Annotated in this window: 1 protein-coding gene; it reads left to right on the top strand. The window is 71.0% G+C overall.

Translation table 11 applies throughout. The features are described 5' to 3' along the window. On the top strand, positions 1–2,439 hold a 2,439-nt coding region (locus HL658_RS36310), incomplete at both ends, for a beta strand repeat-containing protein (RefSeq protein WP_180287749.1).

Below are 2,439 nucleotides of genomic sequence, written 5' to 3'. Positions count from 1 at the left end.
GCTCGGGCAACACCCTGTCGGTCACGGCGATCGAGTCGCTGATCGGCGGCGCCGGCACCGACGCGGTGACGCTGGGCAACAGCGGCAACACCCTGACGGTGTCGCTCCTCGAATCGCTGGTCGGCGGCACCGGCACCGACATCGTCACCATGGCGTCGGGCGGCGGCACCATCACCGTGTCGCTGATCGAGAGCCTGGCCGGCACCGCCGGCACCGACATCATCACCATCGGCAGCGGCGGCTCCAGCCTGACCGTCTCGCTGGTCGAGAGCCTGGTCGGCGGTGCGGGCACCGACATCGTGACCATCGGCTCCTCGGCCGCCACCCTGACCGTTTCGGCGATCGAGTCGCTGGTCGGCGGCGCCGGCACCGATGTGGTCACCCTGGCGTCGGGCGGCGGCACCATCACCGTGTCGCTGATCGAGAGCCTGGCCGGCACCGCCGGCACCGACATCATCACCATCGGCAGCGCCGGCTCCAGCCTGACCGTCTCGCTGGTCGAGAGCCTGGTCGGCGGTGCGGGCACCGACGCGATCACGCTGGGCAGCGTCGGCAACACGGTCACCGTGACCGGGCTCGAGCAGCTTCTCGGCAACGTCGGCACCGACATCGTCACCCTGGGCAGCTCCGGCAACACGCTCGCGGTCCTGAGCCTTGAGAGCATCGTCGGCGGCGCCGGCACCGACGTGATCACCGTCGGCGCCCTGGGGGGCACCTCGGGCTCGACCATGACCGTGTTGGCGGTCGAGGCGCTGATCGGCAGCGCCGGCACCGACATCATCACGATGGCGTCGGGCGGCGGCACCATCACCGTGTCGCTGATCGAGAGCCTGGCCGGCACCGCCGGCACCGACATCGTCACCATCGGCTCCTCGGCCGCCACTCTGACCGTCTCGCTGGTCGAGAGCCTGGTCGGTGGCGCGGGCACCGACGCGATCACGCTGGCCAGCGGTGGCAACACCGTGTCGGTCACCCTCCTCGAGTCGCTGACCGGCGGTGCGGGCACCGACCAGATCACGCTGGGCAGCGTCGGCAGCACCATGACGGTCGCGGCGCTCGAGGTGCTGGTCGGCGGTGCGGGCACCGACAGCATCACGCTGGGCACCAGCGGCAACACGGTTCTGCTGCGCGGCCTCGAGAGCCTGACGGGTGCTGCGGGCACCGACGCGATCACCATCGGCGACACCGGCACCACCATGCCGGTGGGCCTGCTGGAGACGCTGACGGGTGGTGCCGGGTCCGACGTGATCACCATCGGTGCCGCGGGCAGCACGATGACCGTGTCGGCGGTGGAGAGCCTGACCGGCGGTGCGGGCACCGACGTCGTGACCATGAGCTCGTCGGGCAACACCATCGCGGTGAGCCTGCTGGAGACGCTGACGGGTGGTGCCGGGTCCGACGTGGTGACCATCGGCGCCGCGGGCAGCACGATGACCGTGTCGGCCCTGGAGAGCCTGGTGGGTGGCGCCGGCACCGACGCGATCACGCTGGGTTCGGCGGGCAGCACGCTGAGCGTGCGGAACCTCGAGACCATCACCGGCGGTGCGGGCACCGACGTGGTGACGCTGGGCTCGGCCGGCAACTCGGTCCTGGTCTCCACGCTGGAGATCCTGGTCGGCGGCATCGGCACCGACATCATCTCGCTGGGCACCAGCGGCAACACCACGACCGTGCGCGGTCTGGAGAGCCTGACGGGTGCCGCGGGCACCGACGCGATCACCATCGGCGACACCGGCACCACCATGACGGTGAGCCTGCTGGAGACGCTGACGGGCGGGTCCGGCACCGACGTGATCACCATCGGCGCCGGGGGCGGCACGATGATGATCTCGGCCCTGGAGAGCCTGACCGGCAGCGCCGGCACCGATGCGATCACGCTGGGTTCGTCCGGCAACTCGGTCACCGTGACGCTGCTGGAGACCATCACCGGCGGTGCGGGCAGCGACGTGGTGACGCTCGGCGCGGGCGGCAGCACGGTTCTGGCTTCGGCGCTCGAAATCCTGATCGGCGGCTCCGGCTCCGACCAGGTGACGCTCGGCACCAGTGGCAACACCATGCTGCTGCGCGGCCTCGAGATCCTGACCGGCAATGCCGGCACCGACATCATCACGGTGGGCGACACCGGCACGACGATGACGGTGAGCCTGCTGGAGACGCTGACCGGCGGTTCGGGCACCGACGTGATCACCATCGGCGCCGCGGGCTCCACCATGACGGTGTCCGCCCTGGAGACCCTGACCGGCGGCGCGGGCACCGATGCCATCACCCTGAGCAGCGCCGGTGCCACCCTGACGGTGGACCTGCTGGAGACGCTGACGGGTGGTGCCGGTTCCGAGGTGGTGACCATCGGCGCCTCGGGCAGCACGATGACCGTCTCGGCGGTGAATATCCTGGTCGGCGGTGCGGGCACCGACGCCATCACGCTGGGCACCAGCGGCA

It is taken from the genome of Azospirillum oleiclasticum, assembly GCF_013423485.1.
Taxonomy (GTDB): Bacteria; Pseudomonadota; Alphaproteobacteria; order Azospirillales; family Azospirillaceae; genus Azospirillum; species Azospirillum oleiclasticum.
The sequence above is the reverse complement of the archived record's forward strand: the minus strand, read 5'-3'. Positions and strand labels throughout refer to the sequence as shown.